Here is a 22665-nt window from a genome sequence, read left to right as displayed (position 1 = left end):
GGGCATGAACCTCGTCGCGCAGCTCTTCGTCGGACTGCAGGCCCTGATCTACCTCACGGTCTTCCCGATCGAGAGCTTCATGCTGCACCGCCCGTTCGCCCAGCGTTTCCTGAGCACACCGCCGCAGAACGTCGACGCGGTCATGATGTGGGCGATTCCGACGGGCTTCAGGAACCTCGCGATCGGGCTCGGCTTCATCACCGGGCTCCTCCTCGTGAACACCGGCTCGCTCGAGGGCGGGAGGACGCTCGTGATCGCCTGCTGCTGCTACGTGCTGCTCACCGGCCCGACCATGTTTCTCGCCGACATGCTCGGCCACTACCCGAAGCGCGGCGACAGCATCCCGGGCACGCTCGGCGCGACCGTTCCGGCGGCCATCGCGCTCGTCGCGATGGCGTTCTGAACCCGCGACCCCCGGGCGGAGAAACACGGAACGGGTTCCCAGCCGGTCGGGAGCCCGTTCCGCGGTCGCGCCGTGACGGGTGCGTTGAACGTCAGAGGTTCATCGCTGGGGGGTGGGGGAACCGTCACGTGCGTCGCCAGCGGTCGACTGACCGCCGCCGCTGCGATCTGCGCCGGTCGAGCCCGCGTCGTCCGCGGTCTCCTGCCCGGCCTGGCTCTGGTCGGCGCCGTTCGCGGCACCGTCTTCGGCGGCCTCCTGGCCGGTCTCGGATGCCTCGTCGCCCTGCCCGGCGGGAACGTCGGCGTCCTGCCGGTGGTCGTCGGCCTTGTCGAGGCCGGCCTCGCGCTTCTCCTCCGCGTTCTCGCGGGCGGCGTCGCGCTGCTCGGCGCCCTTCTCGCGGGCGTCGTCGGCCGTCTGCTGGCCGAACTCGCGGTGCTCGCGACCGGTGTCGCTGATGTGCTCGCCGCCCGGGTCCTGCTGGTCGGTGCCGTGCTCGCCTGCGGGCTGCTCATCGGTGTGACCGGTGACGCCGTCGAAGACCTCCTGTGCGGGGGCGGGCAGGACGCCCGCTGCGCCGGCGGCGCCGACTCCCGTGAGCCCTGCCGCGGTCGCGGCCGCAGCTCCGATCGCGATCTTCGCAGCCAGGCCGAGCCCGGCGATTCCAGTGAATGCCACTCTGCTTCTCCGTGTCCTCGGTGACGAGCCCGCACGAGTCGGGTTCGTCGCCGCAGTCGTTGCGTTCGGGTCGAACGAGATCGAGCCCGACGCGACGCGATCGGCGTCGAGCCGCGCCAGCAGCTCGGCCGACGGACGGGGCGCCGTCGGCGCCGCAGCGCGCCGGAGCCCGGCGACGGCGGCGGCCACGCCCGCGAGGTCGGCGCGTGCAGGCGGCACCTCGCCGCGCAGCAGTGCTGCGGCCTCGTCGTCGTGAATGCGTCGGTTGCTCATCTCACTCACCGCTATCGTCGGAGGCCGCCGAAGGGGTACGCCCTGCGGGGAACATTTTTCTGAGCGCCGTGAGCGCCCGCCGTTGGAGCGCCTTCACCGCACCCGCACGCTTGCCGAGCACCTCGGCGACCTGCTCGACGGTGAGGTCGCCGATGATGCGCAGCACCATCACGTCGCGCTGGTCGGGAGGCAGGCCGTCGAGCATGGCCCTGGCCGCGGCATCCCCGATTCGACCCACCGCCTCGTCTTCGGCGCTCGCCGCACGCCGCGGGTCGGCCTCGTCGGCCCACTCCTCGATCGACGGGTGCCGGGCGCGCCGACGGAGCTCGTCGACGAGCCGTCGGTACGCGATCGTGAACACGAACGTGCGGAACTCGGCAGCGCCGCCCTCGAAGCGATCGAGCCGGTCGAACACGGCGAGGAACACCTCGCTCGTGAGGTCGTCGGGCTCGGCCGAGCCCCGTGCCCGCAGGAAGCCGGCCACCGCGCCGGCGTGCGCGTTCCACAGCTCGGCCGAGGCCCACGGCGCGCCCGCCTTCGCGGCGAGCAGCACCCGTTCGAACCCGTCGGATGCCTCGGCACCGCCGCTCGCGGACCGCGGCATCGACCACCCGCGGGAGGCCGCGTGCGCGAGCACGCCGTCGAAATCGCCCATGGTCGCAAGAGTGTAGGGCAGCGCGGTGGTGCGCGCATCCGCCGGGGCGGATCGTGGCGGTCAGCGCACGGCGTCGTCGTCGCGGCGGGTGCCGCCGGGGGCGACGTCACCGCGGTCGACGTCGTCGCGACGCGCATCGTCACGGCGCACGTCGTCACGCCGGAGGTCGTCACGCCGGACGTCGCCGCGGGCGTCGGCATCGCCCCGATCCCGGTCGACGTCGGGGTCGACCTCGTCGGCCTTGCGCAGGCGGTCCTGCGCCTCGGTGTGGAGATCGGCCGCCGCCGACTGCCGTTCGGCGCTCGTCTCGGCGAGCCGATCGGAGTCGAGCCGAGCCTGCGCCGCCGCCGCCTCGGCCTGCTTCGCCGCGGCGGCTGCCTGTGCGGCGTCGGCCTCGCGCTGGCGTGCCGCCGCGTCGGTCTCGGCCGCCTGCTGGCGGAGATGGGCTGCCTTGCGGCGATCGGCCTCGAGCTTCGCCTCGTGGCGCCGTCGACGGGTGACGAACACGACGATGACGACGATCGCGATGACGACCACGATGCCGACGATGATCCAGACGATCGTGCTGGTGTCCATGGGGATGCGCCTCCTCAGGCCGGGTCATCCCATCGAATCGCCGCACGGCCGTGCCGGCAACGGGCTTGCGCACCGGGCCCGACAGCGAGTATCCGCCCGCGAGGGCAGACCCGGCCGGCCCTATTCGCCCTTCGACCCGGCGTCGGTGACGCCCACGTCGGTGCGGTGGAAGTTCTGGAACGAGCGCGACGCCGTCGGCCCGCGCTGCCCCAGGTACCGGCTCGCGTACGCCGTCGACCCGTACGGCTGCTCGGCCGGCGACGACAGCCGGAAGAAGCAGAGCTGCCCGATCTTCATGCCCGGCCAGAGCTTGATCGGCAGGGTCGCGACGTTCGACAACTCGAGCGTGACGTGCCCCGTGAAACCCGGGTCGATGAAGCCGGCGGTCGAGTGCGTGAGCAGGCCGAGCCGTCCGAGCGAGCTCTTGCCCTCGAGGCGCGCGGCGACGTCGTCGGGCAGCGTGACCTGCTCGTACGTCGAGCCGAGCACGAACTCGCCCGGGTGCAGGATGAACGGCTCGTCGGGCTTCACCTCGATGAGGTGGGTCAGCTCGGGCTGGTCCTCGGCCGGGTCGATGTAGGGGTACTTGTGGTTGTCGAACAGCCGGAAGTACCGGTCGAGCCGCACGTCGACCGACGACGGCTGCAGCATCGACGGGTCGCTCGGTTCGAGCGCGATGCGCCCCAGCTCGAGCTCGGAACGGATGTCGCGGTCGGAGAGCAGCACGCGCCCAGCCTACCGAGCGCGCGCCGCTGCCTCAGTGCGTCGTCGGGAACTCGTCGTCGGCCATCATGGCGGTGTCGGCCCGGCACCCGAGCTCCCCGTCCTGCAGCAGCACGTCCGAAACGTGCAGGCGCTCGACCACGCCGTCGGCCGACCGCACGAGCAGGCAGTCGTCGGCGTCCCGCATCGCGAGGCCGATCCGGTCGCCGTCGCGCTGCACGTCGACCTCGGCGAGCGCGCGACCGTCGGTCTCGCCCTCCAAGCGGGCGGTGACGGTTGCCGCGAGTTCGGCGGCGCTCGCATCGCCCGCGCCCGTGAGCACCTCGATCGCGACGGCCTCGGCGGCATCGGGGATGACCGGCCGTTCGTCGGCCGGCGGCTCGACCTCGACGAGCGGGTCGGGGCACGACGTCTTCTCGATGCCGCCGTCGACGACGCCCCAGCGGTCGAAGCGGAGTCGGACGCAGAAGTCGCGCTCGCGATCGTCGCTCGCCGAGGCATCCGTGATCCGGCTCGCGAGCACGATCGCGCCGACCGGCGCCTCCCACGCGGCATCCGGTTCGGGTTCGATCGCGACGAGCCGGAACGGCGTCGCCTGGTCGGGCGCCGGCCCCCAGTCGGAGGTGGCACCCCGATCGGGCACGCCCGTGGTCGCGAGGTACTGCACCGCCCGACGCGCGTACGCGGCGGTCGCATCTTCGGGGCGCTCGAGTCCGACGGACTGCGAGACGAACCCGACGTCACGCGCGAGTGTCTCGGCCTGCTCGATGAGTTCGGGCTCGGCACTGCCCGCGCTCGCGGCGCAACCTGCCAGTGCGACGGCGAGGCCGACGACGATTCCCCCGATGACGACGTGCTTCGGTGCGCGCATTCCGCCATCCTGCTGCAGCACTCATGCCGGTGGCGGCACATTCGCGGGGGTTGAGCGAACGGATGCGGCGAATCACGTCGGCGTTGTTAGGATGAGTTCCACGTCGCCGAGCGGCGTACGCCGATGTAGTTCAATGGTAGAACTTCTGCTTCCCAAGCAGACAGCGCGGGTTCGATTCCCGTCATCGGCTCTGGAATGCCCCTCGAAGGAACACGATGACGATCACCGCGTCGCCCGAAGCCCTGACCGCGTACTGGCGCGAGGTGCGGTCGCGCATCACGTCGCTGCCCGCCGAGATCCCCGAGGCCTGGCCGTTCGGCGCCACCGCCGAGCACGCCGACGGCCTGCTCGAGCTCGTGCTCGCCGGAATCAAGACCGGCACGGCCTCGTCGGTCTGGGACTACGAGGAGACGGGTGAGCGGGTGCCGGAGGCGGGCGACCTCAGCATCATCCTCGACGGCGGCGGCTCGCCGCGGGCCGTGATCCGCACGACCAGCGTCCGGGTCGTCCCCTTCGACGAGGTCGACGAGGAGCACGCGCGCTCCGAGGGCGAGGGCGACCGTACGCTTCGCGCCTGGCGCGAGATCCACGAGCGCTACTGGCGCGAGCACTCCGAGAACCCGCGCGGCTTCGCCCCCGACATGCCGGTGCTGTGCGAGCGGTTCGAGCTCGTCGATCCGGTGGGCTGACTGCCGCGACCCTCAGTGGCCGTTCGCAGCGACCTCTTCGGCGCTGCGCTGCACGCAGAACTCGTTGCCGTCGACGTCGCTCATGGTGACGTAGCCGGTGCCGTTCTCGCGGCGACGGTCGGCGACGATCGTGGCCCCCAGCTCCTCGAGTCGCGCGACCTCGGCGTCCCGCGTGGTGTCGACCGGCGTGAGGTCGAGGTGGATCCGCGGCGAGAATTCCTTGCCCTCGTCGACGGGCTGGATGTAGACCCGGATCGCCAGCGGCTCGGTGAGGTAGACCGTGACCGGGTCGCCCGGGTTGTTCGGGTCGTTCGGGTCCTCCTGCAGGCCGAGCAGCGACTGCCAGAAGGCGCCGAGCGACTCGTGATCGCGTGCGGTGATGTTGATGGCGTCGATCTTCGAGGGCATTGTTCTCCTTCGTCGGTCGTCCCCGTCCGGACGACGCGGAGACACCTCGCCGACGTTACCGACGGGCGCGGCCGCACGCCAGCACTCCCCACCACGAAGCCGCGGAGGGCGCTACCGTGAGAGCCGTCAGGGGATTCCGGACACCGGTGATCGGATTGGAGCGGTGAGGCGATTGGCCGAGACGCAAGCGGGCTGGTACGACGACGGAACCGGTACGAAGAGGTGGTGGGACGGCCAGAACTGGACGGACTCGGTGCAGCCGCCCGCCCCGAGGGTCCCGGGACTCGACGGGATGATCGGCCGCGCGCAGGCCGACGCCGTCGCGGGCGCCCAACCCCGGCCCGCGCCGACCGGGATGAGTTACGTCGTCCTCCAGGTCGTGCTCAAGGAGAAGTTCTTCGGCAGCGGATCGGGGAATCTCACCGAACTCGAGAGCGTGATCAACAAGCAGGCCGCACTCGGGTACCGCTTGCACACCATCAGCACCACGTCGTCCGGAAGCGGAGGCTTCGGCGGAGGCGACCGCGTGCAGGCGACGATGGTGTTCGAGCGACTCTCGTAGCCACGGCCTGATCCGGGTCAGCACCGCTCGGTCGCGGCCGCCCTGGAGCTCGAGCTCGCATCACGCGGATGCCGCGACGGCGCGCTTGCGCGCGCGGTAGGCCGCGGCCTTCATGCGGCTGCCGCAGGTGTCCATCGAGCACCACTCGCGGCGACCGCCGCGCGAGTCGTCGAGGTAGACCTGCGTGCAGACCGGACGCCCGCACTCCTTGATCTTCGTCGTCTCGGGGCCTGCGATGAGCTCGATCGCCTGACGCGCGAGGGTCGACAGCGCCTGGGCAGGCGTCGCCTCGATCGTCACACCGTCGTCGCCGAGCTGCAGCGTCGCCGGCCGGGCCGACGCGACGCGGTTGAGCTCGGTGCACGCCTCGTCGTCGAGCCGTCGGCCGTTCATGCGTTCGCGCACGAGCAGGTAGATCGCCTCGCGCAGGGCGATGGCGTGCTCGCGGTCGCGCGCGCCGAATCCCGGCGCGTGATCGGCGAGCCCCGACTCGACGAACCAGGTGTCGACGTCGGCCGGCGTCTCGAAACGCTCGACCGGCGCCGGTTCGCGGCGCGCCTGAAGCGTGCCGACGAAGTCGAGGACTGGGTGACCGCACGGGAAGGCGAACTGCATGTCACCAGTCTGACTGGTGATCATCGATTTCGCAAGGGTTAAGAATTCAATGCGTCACCGGCTTGACAGGTGACGCATTCTCGGGCAAGCTCGTCACCAGTTCAACCAGTGACGCAGCGCGTCGAACCCCAAAGGAGCAGCAATGGAACTCAAACTCGAAGTCGTCGTCCTCCCCGTCGCCGATGTCGACCGAAGCATCGCCTTCTACCGCGGCCTCGACTTCCGCCTCGACGCGGACTTCGCCTTCGACGACGGCTTCCGCGTCGTGCAGCTCACGCCGCCGGGGTCGGCCGCGTCGATCATCTTCGGCTCGGGCATCACCGACCAGGCGCCGGGCTCGGTGCAGGAGCTGCACCTGGTCGTGACCGACATCGTCGCCGCGCGTGACGAGATCGCCGCCGCGGGAGTCGACATCAGCGACGTGTGGCACAGCGACGGCGCCTTCCACCGTGCCGGCGGCGCCGGCCGGATCAGCGGGCCGCACCCGGCGCGCGCCTCGTACGGCTCGTTCGCGTCGTTCACCGATCCCGACGGCAACGGCTGGGTGCTGCAGGAGATCGTGACCCGCGCGCCGGGTCGCTGACCAGCGCGAGCGAGCGCAGGATGAACGAGATGACCCCATCGACCGAACGCGACGCCGAGCAACTGCTGCACGAGCTGCTCGTCGAGACCGCAGCCGCGCACGGCGCGTACGAGACCGAGCAGCTCGGCGGCGTGTACGACGAGGCCTGGCCCGGGTGGTACGCCCGGCATCTCGCCGAGGCACTCGCCGCACGAGGCATCCGATTCGAATCGACCCGAACCGACGCACCGGCGCAGGCCGGTGCCGCAGAAGGAGCAGAAGCATGAACCGCCGTACCGTCGACGTCGTCGTGATCGGAGCGGGCCCCGTCGGGGAGAACGTCGCCGACCGCACCGCACAGGCCGGACTCGACACCCTGATCGTCGAACGTGAGCTCGTCGGCGGCGAGTGCTCGTACTGGGCGTGCATCCCTTCGAAGGCGATGCTCCGCTCGGCGCACGTGCTGCGACTCGCGCGCGCCCTTCCCGGAGCCGCCGAAGCGGTGACCGGCGAACTCGACGTCGCGGCCGTCCTCGCCCGCCGCGACCGGTTCACCGACCACCGGTCGGACGCCGGGCAGGTCGCCTGGCTCGAGAGCGCGGACATCGGCCTGCTGCGCGGCAGCGGCCGGCTCAGCGGGCCCCGTGAGGTCACCGTGATCGGCGACGACGGCCAGACCACGGTCGTCACCGCCCGCCACGCGGTCGCGCTCGCGACCGGTTCGGTACCCGTGCTTCCCGACGTGCCCGGGCTGGCCGAGGCGGCGCCCTGGACGAGCCGCGAGGCGACGAGCGCCACGAGCGTGCCCGAGCGGCTCGCGATCCTCGGCGGCGGAGTCGTCGCGGTCGAGATCGCGACCGCGTTCGCCGGGTTCGGCAGCGAGGTGACCGTGGTCGCCCGGAGCGGGCTGCTCGGCGCGTTCGAGCCGTTCGCCGGCGAGCAGGTCACCGCGGGACTGCGCGAGCTCGGCGTGACGGTGCTCGAGCACACCGCGGTCGAACGGGTCGACCGGGTCGGCGAGCGCGTCACGATCACGACCGACGGCGGCGTCGTCGAGGCATCCGAGGTGCTCGTCGCCACCGGCCGCCGGGCGGCCGTCGACGGGCTCGGCCTCGAGACGGTGGGGCTCGATCCCGCGCAGCGCCTTCGGGTCGACGACACGATGCTCGTCGACGGCAGCGAGTGGCTCTACGCCGTCGGCGACGTCAACGGACGCGCGCTGCTCACCCACCAGGGCAAGTACCAGGCTCGCGCGGCCGGCGACGCGATCGCGGCCCGCGCCCTCGGGCTGCCGGTCGACGACGCCCCGTGGGGCGCACACGTCGCCACGGCCGACCACCACGCCGTGCCGAGCGTCGTGTTCTCCGACCCCGAGGTCGCATCGGTGGGGCTCACCGCCGCAGCCGCACGCGACGCCGGGCTCGATGTGCGCGTCGTCGACTACGAGATCGGCCACGTCTCGGGAGCGGCGCTCTCACGCGACGGCTTCAGCGGGACGGCGCGGATGGTCGTCGACGAGGCACGCGGCGTCGTCGTCGGGGCGACGTTCGCCGGGCCTGAGGTCGCCGAACTCGTGCAGACCGCGACCACGGCGATCGTGGGCGAGATCCCGCTCGCACGGCTCTGGCATGCGGTGCCCGCGTTCCCCACCGTCAGCGAGGTCTGGCTGCGGTTGCTCGAGGCGTACGGCCGGCCGGCGCTCGGCAATGGCGCCCGGGTCGCCGACGACGACGAGGAGGCGGCGTGATGACCACGCTCGGCGAGGCCGACCGGCGAGCCGTCGCCCGCTACCTGCACGCGCTCGACGACCGCGACGGGCGCCTCGACGCCGGACTCGCGACCGAGTTCGAGCGGTTGAGTCCGGCACAGTTCGACGTGCTCGTCGCGGCGATGATCGAGGGCGAGCGGGCGGGGTCGGGCAAGCCCGCCGAGGGCACGGGCGCCGCGCCCAGGCGGGCACCCGTACCCGGCCCCGGACGCCGGACGGGCCGCCTCGAGCGGCTCTTCGGCCCCGCGGCCGAAGAGCTGCGCACGGTGTTCAAGGTCGGCGGCGTGCTGCTCGCCGGCGCGGCCGTGGTGACGGGCTTCGCCCTCGCCGCGATCGGCGTCTCCCCCGGCGGGCAGATGTCCGCCGAACCCGGCCTGTCCGACCAGCCGCCGGCGGTCGGCGAGACGATCGATCCCGGCCTGCCCGCCGATCTCTCGGACGAGCTCTGGGACACGGGTGCCGACGACTGGTACTGACGCCTCGACGAGCCCGGCTGTTCGCTGCCGTGTGCGGTGGCGCGGTCGGTAGGGTGGCGCCATGCGACGAGTACACCCCGCCGTCATCGTCACGCTCGTCATCTCGAGCGTGCTGGTCATCGTCGGTGCAGTCGTCGTCGCGGTGTCGAACTCCACCCCGACGACGGTCGGCTGGTTCGCTTACCAGCCGATGGCCGGCTCCCTGCTGCTTCCGGACGGAGTCCTGCTGACCGGCCCCGCGATCGCCGGCGCGGTCGGCGTCGTGCTCGGCCTCGTCGGGCTGGCAGGAGTCGCCGGCTTCGCGCTCGGTCGGCGCCGCAGTGCTGGCGGCTGAGTTGCTGCCGACGTCACGGTGAAGTCGGCTCCATTCTCGGGCGAACACATCCGATCTTTAAGACCCATGATCAATCGGGCTGATTGACGCCCTCGCCACACTTCGGCATACTGCCGAGTGCAGAGCTCACCTTTCCGAGATCAGCGAGCGAGACCACACGGGTAATCATCTGATCTCTTACCGCTCCCCGTTCCTCAACGACGAGACACCGAGGGTCATGATGATCAGAAGAAGACTGCTCCCAACACTCGCGGCCGCCGTGGCGCTGCCGCTCCTCGCCACCACCGTGATCGCGACCGGCGCCTCCGGGGCGCCCCTCACCGACGTGCCGAGCGTCGTCCGCACGGCGGATGCCGGGGGGTCGCCGTTGCGCATGTGGTACACGACGCCCGTCTCGGACTGGGAGAGCCAGGCACTCGTGCAGGGCAACGGCACCACGGGGCTCATGGCGTTCGGCAACCCGGCGCGAGAGCGACTGCACTTCAACGAGAAGACCCTGTGGCGAGGCGGGCCGACCGCCGGGCGAACCTACCTCGGCGGCAACAAGGCGACGGCGATCACTCCGCAACAGCTCGACGACTACCGTCGGGCGCTCGACGACAAGAGCACCGACGTGTTCGGGCTCCCCGCCACGGGTGCCACCGGCGCCAACCGTCGGCTCACCGACCTCATGTTCGGCAACACGGGCGGCATGGGCATGTACCAGGACTTCGGCGACCTGCAGCTCGACTTCACCGCGGCGGGCATCACCGATGGTTCGGCGTCGAACTACGTTCGCGATCTCGACCTCGAGACCGCCGTCTCCACGGTGAACTTCGATCACGACAGCGTGCACTTCGAGCGCGAGTACTTCGTGAGCTACCCCGATCAGGTCGCCGTGGTGCGCCTCACCGCGTCCGAACCGGGAAGCCTGTCGTTCACGGCGTCGACGGCTGCGGCGAGCGGGCTCACCACGACCGCGACCGCCGACCCGGAGGACCACCGGATCACGCTCGCCGGGCAGGTGAACGACAACCGGATGCGTGCGGAGATGCAGCTCAAGCTCGACAACGAGGGCGGCGCGGTGTCGAGCGCCGACGGGCGCACACTGACCGTCACGGCCGCCGACGCCGTCACACTGGTCTACTCCACCGGCACCGACTACGTGAACTCGTACCCGACGTACCGCGGCGAGGACCCGCACGGCGAGATCACCGCACGCGTCGATTCCGCGATCGAGCACGGCCACGAGTCGCTGCTCGACCGGCACCTGGCCGACTATCAGCAGCTGTTCTCCCGCGTCCGGTTCGACGTCGGCGCCGAGGTGCCCGACATCCCGACCGACCAGTTGATGCGGAACTACCGCGAAGGCGCCCACGACCTCGCCGTCGACCAGCTCGCGTACCAGTTCGGCCGGTATCTGAGCATCGCCGGGTCGCGGATCGGCGACCTGCCGACGAACCTCTGCGGCCTGTGGATGATCGGCAGCGCGAACGCGTTCTGGGGAGCCGACTACCACTTCAACGTCAACGTGCAGATGAACTACTGGCCGGCGATGATCACGAACCTCGCTGAGACGCAGGTGCCGTTCAACGAGTACGTCGAGTCGCTCGTCGTCCCCGGACGCCTGACGGCGGAGCGGTCCGCGGGCGTGAAGACCGAGGACTTCGCCACGACGCCGCTCGGAGAGGGCAACGGCTTCCTCATCAACACCCAGGTGAACCCGTTCGGCCACACCGCACCGATCGGTTCGCAGGAGTACGGCTGGAACATCGGCGGGTCGTCGTGGGCGATGCAGAACCTCTACGACTACTACCTGTTCACCGGCGACGAGACCTACCTGCGCGAGACCGCCTACCCCATGCTCAAGGAGATGGCGGCCTTCTGGAACGAGTACCTCTGGTACAGCCCGTACCAGGACCGCCTGACCGTCGCGCCCGGCGTCTCGGCGGAGCACGGTCCGACGGCGGTCGGCACCGCGTACGACCAGTCGCTCGTGTGGGAGCTCTACCGGATGGCGATCGAGGCCTCGGAGAAGCTCGGCATCGACGAGGACCTGCGCGCCGTCTGGAAGGACAAGCAGTCCCAGCTCGACCCCATCCTCATCGGCGAGCAGGGCCAGGTGAAGGAGTGGTTCGAGGAGACGACCCTCGGCAAGGCGCAAGCGGGCGACCTGCCCGAGGAGAACATCTGGAACTTCGGCGCGGGCGGCAGCGCGAACCAGGGTTCGGTCCACCGGCACACGTCGCAGCTCGTCGGGCTCTTTCCGGGAACCCTGATCAGCAAGGACACCCCGGAGTGGATGGACGCGGCGGTCACGTCGCTGGAGCAGCGCAGCCTCAACGGCACTGGCTGGTCGAAGGCCATGAAGATCAACATGTACGCGCGAACCGGCCTGGCCGAGGACACGTACTCGATGGTGCGCGCGATGCTCGCCGGCAACCGGAACGGGTTGATGGACAACCTCCTCGATTCGCACCCGCCGTTCCAGATCGACGGCAACTTCGGGCTCACGGCCGGCATGACGGAGATGCTCGTGCAGAGCCAGCTCGGCTACACCCAATTCCTCCCTGCACTGCCGAGCGCCTGGAAGGACGGCAGCGTCGAAGGCCTCGTCGCCCGCGGCGACTTCGTGATCGACATGGCGTGGGCCGACGGTGACGCGACCGCGTTCCGGGTCACGGCGCGCAACGGCGGCACCTTCGTCGGCGACTACCCCGGTATCGCCGGGACGGTCGTGAAGGACGGCGACGGCGACCTCGTCGCCGTGTCCGCCGAGGGATCTGACGAGATCTCGTTCGAGACCACCGAGGGCGAGACCTACACGATCGCCTTCGAGCCGACCGAAGCGGGCTTCGCCCAGGCTGCGTGGAATGTCGACCGTGCCGAGAGCATCGGCGAGATCACGAGCGCCACGGCCGAGCAGATCCGCGGTCACCTGGCGCGAGCCGAGCACCTCGCCGACTCGTCGGCCGCGGACCGCTCGGTCATCGCGCAGCTCGACAGCGCGGTACGAAAGGGCGGCGCGAGCGCCGACCTGGTCGACGCCCTCGAGGCGCTCGCCGACCTGTTCCGCTGAGCTCCGCCCCGCTCCGGGGGTGCCTTCCCGACATCGCGACGGCGTGTCAACGCAAATTTCGTCGGGAATGCACCCCCGGAGCGGGCCGGGTCACCCCGGAGCGGGCCAGGTCACCCCGGAGCGGGCCGGGTCGGCGCGGCCTCGGGCGCGAAAAGCCTCACCGCTCGAACACGACCTCGCCGCCGACCACCGTCACGGCCGTCTGCAGCGAGACGATCGCTTCGGCCGGCAGCTCGAACGGGTCGCCCGTCGCGACTGCGAGGTCGGCTCGTTCGCCGACGCGCACGCGACCCGGGCGGCCGAGCACGAGCTCACTCGACCCGCTCGTGTAGGCGGCGAACGCCTGCTCGAGCGTGAGCGACTGGTGTTCGGCGTCGAGGGTGGCCCGCGTCGAACCGAGCGCCGCAGCCTGCGACGAGCCGAGCGCCGTAGCGGGCGTCGCACCGGGCGCATCGGGCACGACCCCGGGCGGCGGCGGCGCCCACCGGTTCACGACGACGTGGATCGCGAGCCACGGGTCGGCCGGCGACACCGGCCAGTCCGAACCCATCGCGAGGTCGGCACCGCCGTCGGCGATCGCACGGAACGGATAGCCCGCCCGCATGCGCTCGTCCCCGATCATGGGCACCACGTACGGGTCGGGCGCGGCCCACAGCCCCTGGATGTTCGCGGTGACTCCGAGCGGCCCGAACCGCGCGGCATCCTCGGGCTGCACCATCGAGAGGTGCGCGATGTGGTGGCGCGGCGCAGGCCCGAGAGGCGCTGAAGCCGAAGCAGCAGAGACGCGCGCGGCGCGCGCCGCCTCGATCGCGTCGAGCGCGACCCGGATGCCGCGGTCGCCCATGACGTGCAGGTGCAGCGCGAAACCGGTCGCGTCGAGCTGGGCGACGAACGCCCGGATCACCGCCTCGTCGAAGTGCAGCTCGCCGGCGAAGCCGTCGCCGTGGTTGCAGTACGGCTCGAGCAGTGCGGCCGTCTCGCCGTGCGGCACGCCGTCGATCATGGCCTTGGCGGTCGAGGTCGAGAACCCGGCAAGGGCATTCCGCGCGCGCTGCTCCACGAACCGGGCCACGAGCGCTGGCACCTCCTCGAGCTGCAGTCCCGGCGCGATCCAGAGCGCACCCGACGTCGCGCTGCGCAGCTCGCCCGAGCCGATCGACGCGAGGTAGGCGGGCGTGCAGTCGGCCTTGCCGTTGTACTCGCCGAGGATCGCCTCGTGCCAGCCGGTGACGCCGAGCGACCACAGGTACTCCTGCGCGTTCAGCAGCCCGGCGTGCACCTCGTCGTCGGTCGCGGGCGGGATGACGCGACCGACGAGCTCCGCAGCGGTCTCGTTGAGGTAGCCGACCGGGTCGCCGTGCTCGTCGAGGTGGATGTGCCCGTTGTGCGGCTGCGGGGTGTCGCGGTCGACGCCCGCGAGCTCGAGCGCCCGCGAGTTCACCCACAGCGTGTGGTGGCCGGCATCGCTGAGGGCGACGGGGCGGTCGGACACGATCGCGTCGAGCTCGTGGCGGGTCGGCATCGGGAAGAGCTCGTGGCTCCAACCGCCGCCCGTCAGCCACTCCGCGTCGCTGCGCTCGGCACCCGCGCGGATCAGCTCGAGCGTCTCCTCGACGCTCGCCGCCGGGGTCAGGTCGATGCTGAGCCGCTCGACGCCGGCGAACGCCGCATGGGCGTGCGCGTCGACGAACCCGGGGTGGATGACACCGCCTGCGGCGTCGATGACGCGCGTTTCCGCACCGCGCAGTTCGAGCACCCTCGCGTCGCTGCCGACCCGCACGATGCGGTCGCCGGCCACGGCGACGGCGGTGCTCGCGGTGCGCACCCGGCCGTCGAACACGCGGCCGTTCACGATGACGAGGTCGGCTGCTTCGGTCATGGTCGTCTCGATTCTCTGCGGCGTTGATGCTGGCTCGGGATGCTGCGGCCGCAGCATCCCGGTCGATGAAGCCGCCTCAGACGAGGCGGAACACCCGGATGATCACGAAGCCCGGCTCGGCCCGGGCGTAGCCGACGAACTGCGACTCGGTGAGCCACTGCAGTTCGGGGTGGTCGGTGCGGAACTGGAACGCGGTGCGGTAGTAGAGGTCTCGCTCGGCGACGTCCTCGCCGGCCTCGATGCGCGCCCAGGTCGCGTCGTCGGTGCGCCAGATGCCGCGGTTGACGACCTCGACGGCGGCCGGGCCCGACTCGAGCGCGGCCTCGATGACGTAGCGGGCGTCGAGCTCGACGGTGAGGCCGCGGCCGACCCACCAGTCGCCCCCGCTGTTCAGCACACGACCGCGAAGGCGAGGCCCGTCGAACGTGCCGCCCGAGACGCGGGCGAAGTGCCGCCCCTCGCCCGGCGTCGACCCGCCGAGCGGCAGCTCGTCGTCGACCTGGCAGCGCAGCTCGAAGCAGTACTCGAAGGCGGGTTCCATCAGCGTGGTCGACATGGGCGGGTCGGCTCCGTTCGTTCGATCGGGGAGGTTCATTCGGTGATCATGGCGCTCGACCGGGTGACGGTCGGCAGCGACTGCGTACGACCCAGTCTGCGCCGTTGCGGGGTCCACCCCTCGCGCGGGATGGAGTCGAGCAGCAGCCGGGTGTAGTCGGCCGACGGCTCGTCGAGGATCTGCGCCGCGGTTCCGCGCTCCTCGACGCGGCCCTGGCGCATCACGACGACCTCGTCGCACAGGCGGCGGATGACGGTCAGGTCGTGCGTGATCATGAGGAGCGCGACGCCCGTCTCGCGACGGATCGCATCGAGCAGCGTCAGGATCTCGACCTGCGTCGTGACGTCGAGCGCCGACACCGCCTCGTCGAGCACGAGCAGCACCGGGTCGGCGGCAAGCGCGCGGGCGATCGCGACGCGCTGCCGTTGCCCGCCCGACAGGGCGCGTGGCCGGCTGTCGAGCAGGGCCCCGTCGAGCCGCACCTGCGACATGAGCTCGGCGACGCGGGCGTCGACGGCGTCCTTCGCCTCGCGGGGCCGGTGCACGCGCACCGCCTCGACGAGGCACTGCCGCACCGTCTGCCGACGGTCGAGCGACTGGTACGGGTCCTGGAAGACCATCTGCGCGGTCTTCGCGCGCCGCCGCCGTTCGGTGCCGCGGCGCGCGGGCACGCTCCAGTCGTCACCGTCCACCGTGATCGTGCCCGCATCGGCTCGCTCCAGTCCGAGCAGCAGCCGGGCGGTCGTCGACTTGCCCGATCCCGACTCGCCCACGATGCCGAGGGAGCCGCCCGGGGCGAGCTCCATCGAGACGTCGTCGACCGCGACGAGCGCCTCGCGGCGGCCGTTCGCGCCGCGCACCTGATACGACTTGCGGAGGTGCTCGAGGCGCATGATCGGGCGCTCGGCCGCGGCATCCGGGCCGGTGGATGCCTCGATCGGGGGTGCCTCGTCGAGCGAGGCCGACATGAGCACCTTCGTGTAGTCGTCGCGCGCGTCGCGGCGCATGGTCGCGGCGTGCAGCGTCTCGACGATGCGGCCGTGCTGCATGACGTTCACCCGGTCGCACACGGCGCCGGCGAGCGCGAGGTCGTGCGTGATGAAGAGCAGCGAGAGCTCGCGGTGGGCGCGCAGGTCGGCGATGACCGCCATGACCTCCTCCTGCGTCGTCACGTCGAGGGCCGTCGTGATCTCGTCGGCGAGCAGCAGGTCGGGGTCCATCGCGAGGGTCGCGGCGATCATGACGCGCTGCAGCAGGCCGCCCGACAGCTCGGCGGGATGCTGCCGCAGGCGCCGGGCCGGATCGGTGATGCCGACCTCGTCGAGCAGGCCCATGGCGCGCTTCGCGGCGGCATCCGGCTTCACGTCGGCGACGTGCACGAGCGCCTCGGTCATGAAGTCGCCGATCGTGCGCAACGGGTTGAGGTGCGCCCGCGGCGTCTGGAAGACCATGCCGAGGCGGCGGGCGCGCAGCTCGCGGAGCGACCGCGCGGACATGGCACCGAGGTCGTGCCCGTCGATCGCGATCGTGCCCCGCGTCGTGAAGCCCTCGGGCAGCAGGCCCGCGACGGCGCGCACGGTGAGGGTCTTGCCCGATCCCGACTCGCCGACGAGGCCGACGGCCTCGCCCCGCCCGACCGACAGCGTGCTGGCGAAGACGAGCTGACGGGGCCCGTCGGCACCCGGCGCACCAGGCGCACTCGGCGCGAAGATGTCGAGCGCGTCGATCGAGAGGACGGGCGGCTGCGCCGCCGGCGGGGTGAGTCGGTTCATCGTTCCTTCTCCTCGGCCCAGACGGTGACCCGTGCGCCGACGATGCCGACGGCGAGCACGGTGACGACCACGAGGATCGCCGGGAAGACCGACTGCTCGGGGGCGCCGGCGAGGATGCTCGCCTGACCGGCCGAGATCATCGACCCCCAGTCGGGTGCGGGCGGCTGCTGGCCGAGCCCGAGGAACGAGATGGCCGCGAGGTCGAGCATCGCGTAGCCGAAGCCGATCGCCATCTGCGCGGCGACGATGGGGATCATCGCCGGCACGAGGTGCCGGAAGCAGATCGCGAGGCTCGACACGCCCTGCACCCGCAGCGCGGCGATGTACGGCTTGCCCAGCTCGCGCGACGCGGCGGTGCGGGTCAGCCGGGCGACGACGGGCACGTAGGCGATCGCGAGCGCGACCACCGGCGCGACGAGCCCCTTGCCGAACAGCGTCACCGCGAGCACGGCGATCACGAGCCCCGGGATGGCGAAGATCACGTCGACGAGACGAGCGATGGCGCCCGACACCCAGCCGCCGAACCATGCCGCGGCGAGCGCGAGGGCGACGCCCAGCAGCGTCGAGAGCAGCACCACGACGACGGGTGCGAACACGCTCGCCGCGCCGCCGACGAGCACCCGCGAGAGGATGTCGCGGCCGAGGTCGTCGGTGCCGAAGAGGTGCTCGACGCTCGGCGCTCCGTTCACCGGGCCGACGTAGAGCTCGTACGGGTCGTACGGCGCGAGCCACGGCCCGGCGATCGCCGCCACGATGATGACGCCGAGCACGGCGAGCGCGACGACGAAGGTGAGATCGCGCCGCGCGGCGCGCTTCGCCGCGGCGGGCACGGCCCCCTGGGTGAGTTGCGCGACGCTCATGCGAGGGCACCGCCCTCGATGCTCGACGGGTCGATGAGCGCGCTGACGAGGTCGGCGACCGCGTTCAGCACGACGAAGATCGTGACGAGCAGCAGCGACACGATCTGCACCACGGGCAGGTCGGCGCGGGCGGCCGCCTGCACGAGCAGCGACCCGATGCCGCCGAGCCCGAACGCCACCTCGGCGATCGCCGACGCCGCGAAGAGTCCCGCGATCGTCGTGCCCGCGATCGCGAGGATCTGCGGCGACGCGTTGCGGAGGACGTGCGCGCCGAAGATTCGGCCGCGCGGGATGCCGCGCACGCGCGCCGTGTCGACGTGCTCCGAGTGCAACTGCGCCACGAGCGAGCTGCGGGTCACCCGGCTGATGTAGGCGATGAACAGCACGGCGAGCGAGATCGCGGGCAGCACGAGGTGCCAGAGCCGGTCCCAGAAGCCGTCGCCCTCCCCGTACACGGGGAACCAGCCGAGGCTCTTCGCGAACACCCAGATCAGGAGGATCGCGACGACGAAGGTCGGCAGCGCCATCCCGAGCGAGGTGGCGGTGGCCACCGCTCGGTCGACGGCCCGGCCGCGGGTGGCGGCGAGGATGCCGGAGCCGACGCCGAACACGAGGATGAGCACGACCGTCAGCAGCACGAGCTGCAACGTGATCGCGAATCGCGGCGCGATGAGCGTCGTCACCGCCGTCTTGTAGACGAACGAGCGCCCGAAGTCGCCCTGGATCGCGCCGGTCAGCCACTCCCAGTACCGCTGCCAGACCGGGTCGTCGAGGTGGTACTCCGCCCGGATCTCGGCGACGAGCTCGGGGGTGGGCTTCGCGCCGCCGGCGAGCGCCGCGATGGGGTCGCCGGTGAGCAGCACCGCCGAGTAGATGACGATGCTCGCGAGGAAGAGCGTCAGCAGCAGGCCGCCGAGCCGCCCCAGCAGCATCCTGGTCAGGGTGTTCACCGCACCGGTCCTCTCTTCGCTCTTCCTCGCGTGCGCAACGTGGCTGCCGGCCTACTTGCCGCCGAGGTGCAGCGCCCAAGGGCTGCTGTACGCGGCGACCGAGGTGGTGACCCCGGTGAGGTCGTCGTTCAGGTAGGTGAGCTGGTAGGTGCCGGCGAGCGTGACCTGCAGCTGGTCGGGGGCGTAGACCGCCTGCGCGGCGACGAACTCGTCCGCGGCCGTCCGGGCGTCGGTCGCGTTGCGCGCCGCCGTCATGTGCGCGGTGACCTCGGCGTTCTCGTAGCCGCTCCAGTTGAAGATGCCGCCCTGTTCGGCCGGGAGCACGAACAGCGACGGGTAGCCGAGCACGCCCGGCGTCTCGAGGTAGCCCTGCGTGGCGACGAAGTCGACGCCCTCCCGCTTCGCCGGGTCGTAGAAGAGGGCGCCGAAGTCGGACGCCTGCATCTCGTCGATCTCGAGGTCGAGGCCGATCTGCTCGCCGGCCGCCTGGATGATGGTGGCGGTCTGCTCGAACTCCTTGGCGCCCGCGGGCACGGCGATGACGAGCGGCTCGCTCACGTCTTCGCCGCTGTCGGCGACGAGCTGCTTCGCCTGCTCGAGGTCGACCTCGGGTGCGGCGAGGGCGTCGTAGCCGGCCTGGTAGACGTCGGCGTCGGCCATCGACTGGAAGGAGAACTCGGGCACGAGGGTCTTCTGCACGTAGCCGAGGCCGTTGACGACGGTCTGCAGGTACTGCTCGCGGTCGATCGCGAGGCTCAGCGCCTGGCGGATCTTCGGGTTCGCCGCCGGCCCGGTCGCCGTCGTCGGGCCGAAGCTGTACGACGCCGTCGAGTGGCCGATCGTGAGCGTGCCGGCGCCGTCGCCCTCGAACACCGCCCGGGAGCTCGGCGAGACGTTGATCGCGCCGTCGATCTCGCCCTGGGTGAGCGCGGTCGCGAGGGTCGACCCGTCGCTCACGAAGGTGTACGTGAGCTTCTGCACGAGCGGGGCGCCGTTCCAGTAGTCCGCGTTCGCGGTGGTGGTGATCGAGCTGCCGGGCGTCCAGCCGCCGTCGGCGAGCTCGTAGGGCCCGGTGCACATGAGGCCGCCGTCGGGCGTGCCGAGCGCGTCGCCCGCCGCCTCGCCGAACTTCTGCTGCATGACCGCGCCGCCCTGGCCCGCGAGCGCCTCACGGAAGGCCGAGTCGGGGGCGACGAAGTGCACCGTCACCTCGTTCGGGCCGGTGGCGACGATGCCGGTCGCGGGGTCGGGCACGACGAGCGCGAAGGCGCCGTACCACTGCGACTCGGGGTTCATGCCCTGCTGCAGGCTGTAGACCACGTCGTCGGCCGTCACCGGGCTGCCGTCCCAGAACGTCACGTCGTCGCGCAGCTCGATGACGAACGTCACGGGGTCGACGAACTCGGCGCTCGTGGCGATGCCCGGCTCGATCGAGAAGTCGGGTTGCAGCGACAGCAGGTTGTCGCAGAGGTTCGGGATGATGAGGTTCGCCGAGGCCGCCGGGTTGAGCGTCGCGGGCTCGCCCTCGGCGATGGCCCAGGTGACCTCGTCGACGGGCTTCGTGCCCGCCGGCAGCGAGTCGACGATCGTGAGCTCGCCGGGGTCGCCGTCGACGTCGGCGGCGTCTCGGGGCGTGCAGGCGGTGAGGGCGACGAGCGCGGCGCAGGCGACGGCGCCTGCCGCGAGTCGGGTGCGGTTCATGGTGGGGTCCGTTCCGGTCGGTGGTGCGGGGGTGATGGGCCGTGGTGCTGGTGGGCGGGGTCGATGATCGGGATGCCGCTGCCGGTGCTCAGGCGACGAGGAAGACCCGGATGCACACCTGGCCGTCCTCGTCGCGGGCGAGCCCGATGAACTGGTGCTCGGCCAGCCAGCGGTGCTGGGGCGCGTCGGTCTGGAAGACCGGTGCGGTGCGGAAGTAGAGCCCCGGCGTGTCCTCGGGAACGTTCTCGCCGCGTTCCATGCGGTCGAGCACGTCGGGCGTCGCGCGGAAGTAGCCGCGGTTCAGGATGTCGATCACGGCGCCGTCGTCGGCACGGATCAGGTAGCGGGCCTCGAGCTGGGCGGTGCCGAACCGCTCGACGGCCCAGTCGCCGCCGCCCGTGAGCACCTCGCCGTTGAGCCGCGGCCCGGCGACGCTGCCGCCGGAGACCGGGGTGAACGAGAGGCGCTCCTCGGGGCCGCGACCGATGTGGAGGTCGGGGTCGATCGTCGCGCGGATCTCGAAGACGTACTCGAGGCTCGGCGCCGGGCCGAGCGGGGTCGGCGGCGAGGTGGTGGGGTTCACGGCAGTTCTCCTTCGAGGACGGTGAGGGTGAGTGCGAAGCCGTCGGCGCCGCCGACGACGAGCGACTGGGTGTTGGTGCGGGTCTCGCCCCAGGTCCACGGATCGACGCCGGTGCCGGTCTGCGGCAGGAACTCGGGGTAGTCGCTGCTCGACACGTGCACGCGCAGGCGGTGCCCGGCACGCAGCCGGTAGCCGACCTGGCCGAGGTCGATGTCGATGTCGACGGCGGTGCCGACGGTCGCGCCGTCCGTCGCAGGGTCGTTCGTGCCCTCGTTCGCACCGAGCAGCTGCACCTGGCCGCGGGCGATGCGCAGCGCACTGCCGTCGGGCGCGACGTCGAGCACGCGCACGAAGCAGTCCATGACCGGCCCGTCGGAGGCGATGCGCACCCGCGCGGAGACGGGGCCCGCCAGGTCGACGTCGGCCACGAGCGGCGCGGAGTCGAAGCGCAGCACGTCGGCGCGATCGCCGATGCCCGCCTCGTCGGGCAGGTAGAGCAGGAACGAGAACGCGTCGGGCGCGCTCGACGGCACGAGATCGGCGGGGTCGTGGGTCCACTCGAGCACGGTCGCGGTCGACGCCTCGGCCGGCTCGCCGACGAGGCATCCGTCTGCCGTCGCCCGGCGCGTGACGGGGCGCGCACCCGCGGGCGGCCAGACCGGGCTCTCGCGCATGCCGTCGGTGCCGGCGAGGTTCCAGGTCACGCGAGACAGGTCGGCCGCCGAGCCGTTGCCGCGCACGAAGACCTCGAAGAACGCGAGCGCCGGGTCGAGCGTGCGGGGCAGCAGTGCGCGGATCTGCTCGTCGCTGCGCTCGGCGACCCGGTCGCCGTCGGCCTCGAGCAACTGGTAGCTCTCGTGGTCGATCGCCTCGATGCGCAGGTAGTGGTGCGCGTCCCAGTTCGGGCGGCGCGAGATCCGGTCGACGTCGGCCCACGAGAGCGGCGCGCAGTTGTCCCACCAGCCGATCGTGTGCAGCACGGGCACCGATCGGCCGGCGAACGGGTCGCCGTTCGGAAAGCGCTTCAGCAGCACCGGGTTCGGGTACCACTGGTCGTAGCTGAGCCCGCGCATGCCGACCTGGTGCATGAACTCCTCGGCCTGGGCGGCGAAGTCGCGGCGCGACCAATCGGGCTCCCACTGCAGCATGTCGTTGTCGAAGAACTGCGTGAGCGGGTACATGTAGGTGACTCCCCACTCGACGGGGCGGACGCGTTGCGCCGGGTCTCGGCGAACGGGCTCGCCGAGCCCCGTGCCGGTCACGCGCGGGGCGATCGCCGTGAGCGCGGGGTGCCCGCTCGCGGCGGCGGCCCACTGGGTGTAGCCGTAATAGCTGTCGCCCCACATCGCGACGCGCCCGTTCGACCACGACTGCTGCGTGATCCACTCGATCGTGTCGTAGCCGTCGTCGACCTCGTTGACGAAGAGCAGGGCGTCGCCCTCTGAGCGGAACTTGCCCCGCACGTCCTGCGCGACGACGCGGTAGCCGCGCTGCGTGAAGTACTCGGCGATGAGCGGGATGAAGCAGTACACGCCCGACTTGTCGTACGGCAGGCGGATGAGGATCGTGTCACCGGGCGCGGTGTCGGCCGCGTCGGGCGCACCGGGCAGGTAGACGTCGCCGGCGAGCAGCACCCCGTCGCGCATGCGGACGCGCACCGGTTGCGAGAGCGGGCTCTCGGGCGCCGGGGGGATGCGCTGGATGTCGGGCATGTCA

At 71.6% G+C, this 22665-nt stretch carries 24 protein-coding genes and 1 tRNA gene; 10 read left to right on the top strand and 15 right to left on the bottom strand.

The genetic code is table 11. From position 1 onward, the window contains the following. Window positions 1–4: 4 nt before the first annotated feature. Window positions 5–403: a DUF1304 family protein gene (locus MUN74_RS09515; RefSeq protein WP_244856241.1), complete on the top strand. Its 399-nt coding sequence runs from the start codon at window positions 5–7 to the stop codon at window positions 401–403. A 99-nt stretch (window positions 404–502) separates the two neighbouring features. Here the strand turns inward: MUN74_RS09515 and MUN74_RS09510 are convergent, their stop codons facing one another. The 5 genes from MUN74_RS09510 to MUN74_RS09490 all read right to left on the bottom strand — a co-directional run bounded on the left by MUN74_RS09510 (window position 503) and on the right by MUN74_RS09490 (window position 4176). After that, entirely contained in the window at window positions 503–1351 is an 849-nt protein-coding gene (locus MUN74_RS09510) for a hypothetical protein (protein ID WP_244856240.1), read from the bottom strand. Between the two features lies 1 nt (window position 1352). Beyond that, a complete protein-coding gene (locus MUN74_RS09505) occupies window positions 1353–2006 on the bottom strand; it encodes an RNA polymerase sigma factor (protein WP_244856238.1) in 654 nt (217 codons plus the stop codon). A 60-nt stretch (window positions 2007–2066) separates the two neighbouring features. Next, window positions 2067–2582 (bottom strand): hypothetical protein, encoded by a 516-nt coding sequence (locus MUN74_RS09500; RefSeq protein WP_244856237.1) that lies wholly within the window; start codon window positions 2580–2582, stop codon window positions 2067–2069. A gap of 120 nt (window positions 2583–2702) precedes the next feature. Then, a complete protein-coding gene (gene dcd / locus MUN74_RS09495; protein ID WP_244856235.1) occupies window positions 2703–3308 on the bottom strand; it encodes a dCTP deaminase in 606 nt (201 codons plus the stop codon). Window positions 3309–3339: 31 nt separating this feature from the next. Beyond that, window positions 3340–4176: a hypothetical protein gene (locus MUN74_RS09490; protein ID WP_244856234.1), complete on the bottom strand. Its 837-nt coding sequence runs from the start codon at window positions 4174–4176 to the stop codon at window positions 3340–3342. 119 nt (window positions 4177–4295) lie between these two features. Here MUN74_RS09490 and MUN74_RS09485 point away from each other — a divergent pair. Further along, window positions 4296–4366 (top strand) — tRNA-Gly (locus MUN74_RS09485). Between the two features lie 25 nt (window positions 4367–4391). Beyond that, complete coding sequence (locus MUN74_RS09480) at window positions 4392–4865, top strand: ASCH domain-containing protein (RefSeq protein WP_244856232.1); 474 nt, start codon at window positions 4392–4394, stop codon at window positions 4863–4865. Window positions 4866–4877: 12 nt separating this feature from the next. Here MUN74_RS09480 and MUN74_RS09475 read toward each other — a convergent pair whose 3' ends face one another. Further along, entirely contained in the window at window positions 4878–5273 is a 396-nt protein-coding gene (locus tag MUN74_RS09475; protein ID WP_244856230.1) for a VOC family protein, read from the bottom strand. A gap of 172 nt (window positions 5274–5445) precedes the next feature. Here MUN74_RS09475 and MUN74_RS09470 point away from each other — a divergent pair, with 172 nt between their 5' ends. After that, window positions 5446–5835 carry a DUF2510 domain-containing protein gene (locus tag MUN74_RS09470; RefSeq protein ID WP_244856229.1) on the top strand — a complete coding sequence of 130 codons (390 nt, stop codon included), beginning with the start codon at window positions 5446–5448 and terminating at the stop codon, window positions 5833–5835. A gap of 60 nt (window positions 5836–5895) precedes the next feature. Here MUN74_RS09470 and MUN74_RS09465 read toward each other — a convergent pair whose 3' ends face one another. Further along, window positions 5896–6450 (bottom strand): CGNR zinc finger domain-containing protein, encoded by a 555-nt coding sequence (locus MUN74_RS09465; RefSeq protein ID WP_244856223.1) that lies wholly within the window; start codon window positions 6448–6450, stop codon window positions 5896–5898. Between the two features lie 142 nt (window positions 6451–6592). Between MUN74_RS09465 and MUN74_RS09460 the strand changes: the two genes are divergently transcribed. From MUN74_RS09460 to MUN74_RS09435, 6 genes are all read left to right on the top strand, one after another. After that, on the top strand, window positions 6593–7033 hold the full coding sequence (locus MUN74_RS09460) for a VOC family protein (RefSeq protein WP_244856221.1): 441 nt from the start codon (window positions 6593–6595) through the stop codon (window positions 7031–7033). Between the two features lie 29 nt (window positions 7034–7062). Then, entirely contained in the window at window positions 7063–7299 is a 237-nt protein-coding gene (locus MUN74_RS09455; RefSeq protein WP_244856220.1) for a hypothetical protein, read from the top strand. Beyond that, the gene (locus MUN74_RS09450; protein WP_244856218.1) at window positions 7296–8759 is read left to right on the top strand and encodes a dihydrolipoyl dehydrogenase family protein; all 1464 of its coding nucleotides are present in this window, start codon (window positions 7296–7298) and stop codon (window positions 8757–8759) included. Before MUN74_RS09455 ends, MUN74_RS09450 begins: the two co-directional genes overlap by 4 nt. After that, window positions 8759–9256, top strand: a complete 498-nt coding sequence (locus MUN74_RS09445; protein ID WP_244856216.1) for a hypothetical protein — start codon at window positions 8759–8761, stop codon at window positions 9254–9256. Before MUN74_RS09450 ends, MUN74_RS09445 begins: the two co-directional genes overlap by 1 nt. Before the next feature lie 61 nt (window positions 9257–9317). Further along, entirely contained in the window at window positions 9318–9590 is a 273-nt protein-coding gene (locus MUN74_RS09440; RefSeq protein ID WP_244856213.1) for a hypothetical protein, read from the top strand. 259 nt (window positions 9591–9849) lie between these two features. Beyond that, window positions 9850–12648, top strand: coding sequence for a glycoside hydrolase family 95 protein (locus MUN74_RS09435; RefSeq protein WP_244856212.1), 2799 nt, complete (start codon window positions 9850–9852; stop codon window positions 12646–12648). Between the two features lie 157 nt (window positions 12649–12805). Here the strand turns inward: MUN74_RS09435 and MUN74_RS09430 are convergent, their stop codons facing one another. From MUN74_RS09430 to MUN74_RS09395, 8 genes are all read right to left on the bottom strand, one after another. Beyond that, complete coding sequence (locus MUN74_RS09430; protein WP_244856211.1) at window positions 12806–14527, bottom strand: amidohydrolase; 1722 nt, start codon at window positions 14525–14527, stop codon at window positions 12806–12808. A 76-nt stretch (window positions 14528–14603) separates the two neighbouring features. Then, a complete protein-coding gene (locus tag MUN74_RS09425) occupies window positions 14604–15083 on the bottom strand; it encodes a DUF3237 domain-containing protein (protein ID WP_244856210.1) in 480 nt (159 codons plus the stop codon). A 35-nt stretch (window positions 15084–15118) separates the two neighbouring features. Continuing rightward, window positions 15119–16855, bottom strand: coding sequence for a nickel ABC transporter ATP-binding protein NikE (nikE, locus tag MUN74_RS09420; protein WP_244856209.1), 1737 nt, complete (start codon window positions 16853–16855; stop codon window positions 15119–15121). Beyond that, complete coding sequence (locus MUN74_RS09415; protein ID WP_244856208.1) at window positions 16852–17715, bottom strand: ABC transporter permease; 864 nt, start codon at window positions 17713–17715, stop codon at window positions 16852–16854. The genes nikE and MUN74_RS09415 overlap by 4 nt, the downstream gene beginning before the upstream one ends. After that, window positions 17712–18665, bottom strand: coding sequence for an ABC transporter permease (locus MUN74_RS09410; RefSeq protein WP_244856207.1), 954 nt, complete (start codon window positions 18663–18665; stop codon window positions 17712–17714). Before MUN74_RS09410 ends, MUN74_RS09415 begins: the two co-directional genes overlap by 4 nt. Window positions 18666–18716: 51 nt before the next feature. Next, entirely contained in the window at window positions 18717–20366 is a 1650-nt protein-coding gene (locus tag MUN74_RS09405; protein ID WP_244856206.1) for an ABC transporter substrate-binding protein, read from the bottom strand. An 88-nt stretch (window positions 20367–20454) separates the two neighbouring features. Beyond that, complete coding sequence (locus MUN74_RS09400; RefSeq protein WP_244856205.1) at window positions 20455–20949, bottom strand: DUF3237 domain-containing protein; 495 nt, start codon at window positions 20947–20949, stop codon at window positions 20455–20457. Next, on the bottom strand, window positions 20946–22661 hold the full coding sequence (locus MUN74_RS09395; RefSeq protein WP_244856204.1) for a CocE/NonD family hydrolase: 1716 nt from the start codon (window positions 22659–22661) through the stop codon (window positions 20946–20948). Before MUN74_RS09395 ends, MUN74_RS09400 begins: the two co-directional genes overlap by 4 nt. Between the last annotated feature and the right edge of the window lie 4 nt (window positions 22662–22665).

Source organism: Agromyces sp. H17E-10 (genome assembly GCF_022919715.1).
In the GTDB taxonomy this organism is placed as follows: Bacteria; Actinomycetota; Actinomycetes; order Actinomycetales; family Microbacteriaceae; genus Agromyces.
The sequence above is the reverse complement of the archived record's forward strand: the minus strand, read 5'-3'. Positions and strand labels throughout refer to the sequence as shown.

Bases quoted from the DNA above. Each gene is read 5' to 3' on its own strand.
- MUN74_RS09425 (WP_244856210.1), bottom strand. From the start codon at position 15,083: ATGTCGACCACGCTGATGGAACCCGCCTTCGAGTACTGCTTCGAGCTG.
- MUN74_RS09465 (WP_244856223.1), bottom strand. From the start codon at position 6,450: ATGCAGTTCGCCTTCCCGTGCGGTCACCCAGTCCTCGACTTCGTCGGC.
- MUN74_RS09430 (WP_244856211.1), bottom strand. From the start codon at position 14,527: ATGACCGAAGCAGCCGACCTCGTCATCGTGAACGGCCGCGTGTTCGAC.
- MUN74_RS09475 (WP_244856230.1), bottom strand. From the start codon at position 5,273: ATGCCCTCGAAGATCGACGCCATCAACATCACCGCACGCGATCACGAG.
- MUN74_RS09450 (WP_244856218.1), top strand. From the start codon at position 7,296: ATGAACCGCCGTACCGTCGACGTCGTCGTGATCGGAGCGGGCCCCGTC.
- nikE (WP_244856209.1), bottom strand. From the start codon at position 16,855: ATGAACCGACTCACCCCGCCGGCGGCGCAGCCGCCCGTCCTCTCGATC.
- MUN74_RS09515 (WP_244856241.1), top strand. From the start codon at position 5: ATGAACCTCGTCGCGCAGCTCTTCGTCGGACTGCAGGCCCTGATCTAC.
- MUN74_RS09415 (WP_244856208.1), bottom strand. From the start codon at position 17,715: ATGAGCGTCGCGCAACTCACCCAGGGGGCCGTGCCCGCCGCGGCGAAG.
- MUN74_RS09405 (WP_244856206.1), bottom strand. From the start codon at position 20,366: ATGAACCGCACCCGACTCGCGGCAGGCGCCGTCGCCTGCGCCGCGCTC.
- MUN74_RS09480 (WP_244856232.1), top strand. From the start codon at position 4,392: ATGACGATCACCGCGTCGCCCGAAGCCCTGACCGCGTACTGGCGCGAG.
- MUN74_RS09395 (WP_244856204.1), bottom strand. From the start codon at position 22,661: ATGCCCGACATCCAGCGCATCCCCCCGGCGCCCGAGAGCCCGCTCTCG.
- MUN74_RS09500 (WP_244856237.1), bottom strand. From the start codon at position 2,582: ATGGACACCAGCACGATCGTCTGGATCATCGTCGGCATCGTGGTCGTC.
- MUN74_RS09455 (WP_244856220.1), top strand. From the start codon at position 7,063: ATGACCCCATCGACCGAACGCGACGCCGAGCAACTGCTGCACGAGCTG.
- MUN74_RS09490 (WP_244856234.1), bottom strand. From the start codon at position 4,176: ATGCGCGCACCGAAGCACGTCGTCATCGGGGGAATCGTCGTCGGCCTC.
- MUN74_RS09505 (WP_244856238.1), bottom strand. From the start codon at position 2,006: ATGGGCGATTTCGACGGCGTGCTCGCGCACGCGGCCTCCCGCGGGTGG.
- MUN74_RS09445 (WP_244856216.1), top strand. From the start codon at position 8,759: ATGACCACGCTCGGCGAGGCCGACCGGCGAGCCGTCGCCCGCTACCTG.
- MUN74_RS09460 (WP_244856221.1), top strand. From the start codon at position 6,593: ATGGAACTCAAACTCGAAGTCGTCGTCCTCCCCGTCGCCGATGTCGAC.
- MUN74_RS09510 (WP_244856240.1), bottom strand. From the start codon at position 1,351: ATGAGCAACCGACGCATTCACGACGACGAGGCCGCAGCACTGCTGCGC.
- MUN74_RS09440 (WP_244856213.1), top strand. From the start codon at position 9,318: ATGCGACGAGTACACCCCGCCGTCATCGTCACGCTCGTCATCTCGAGC.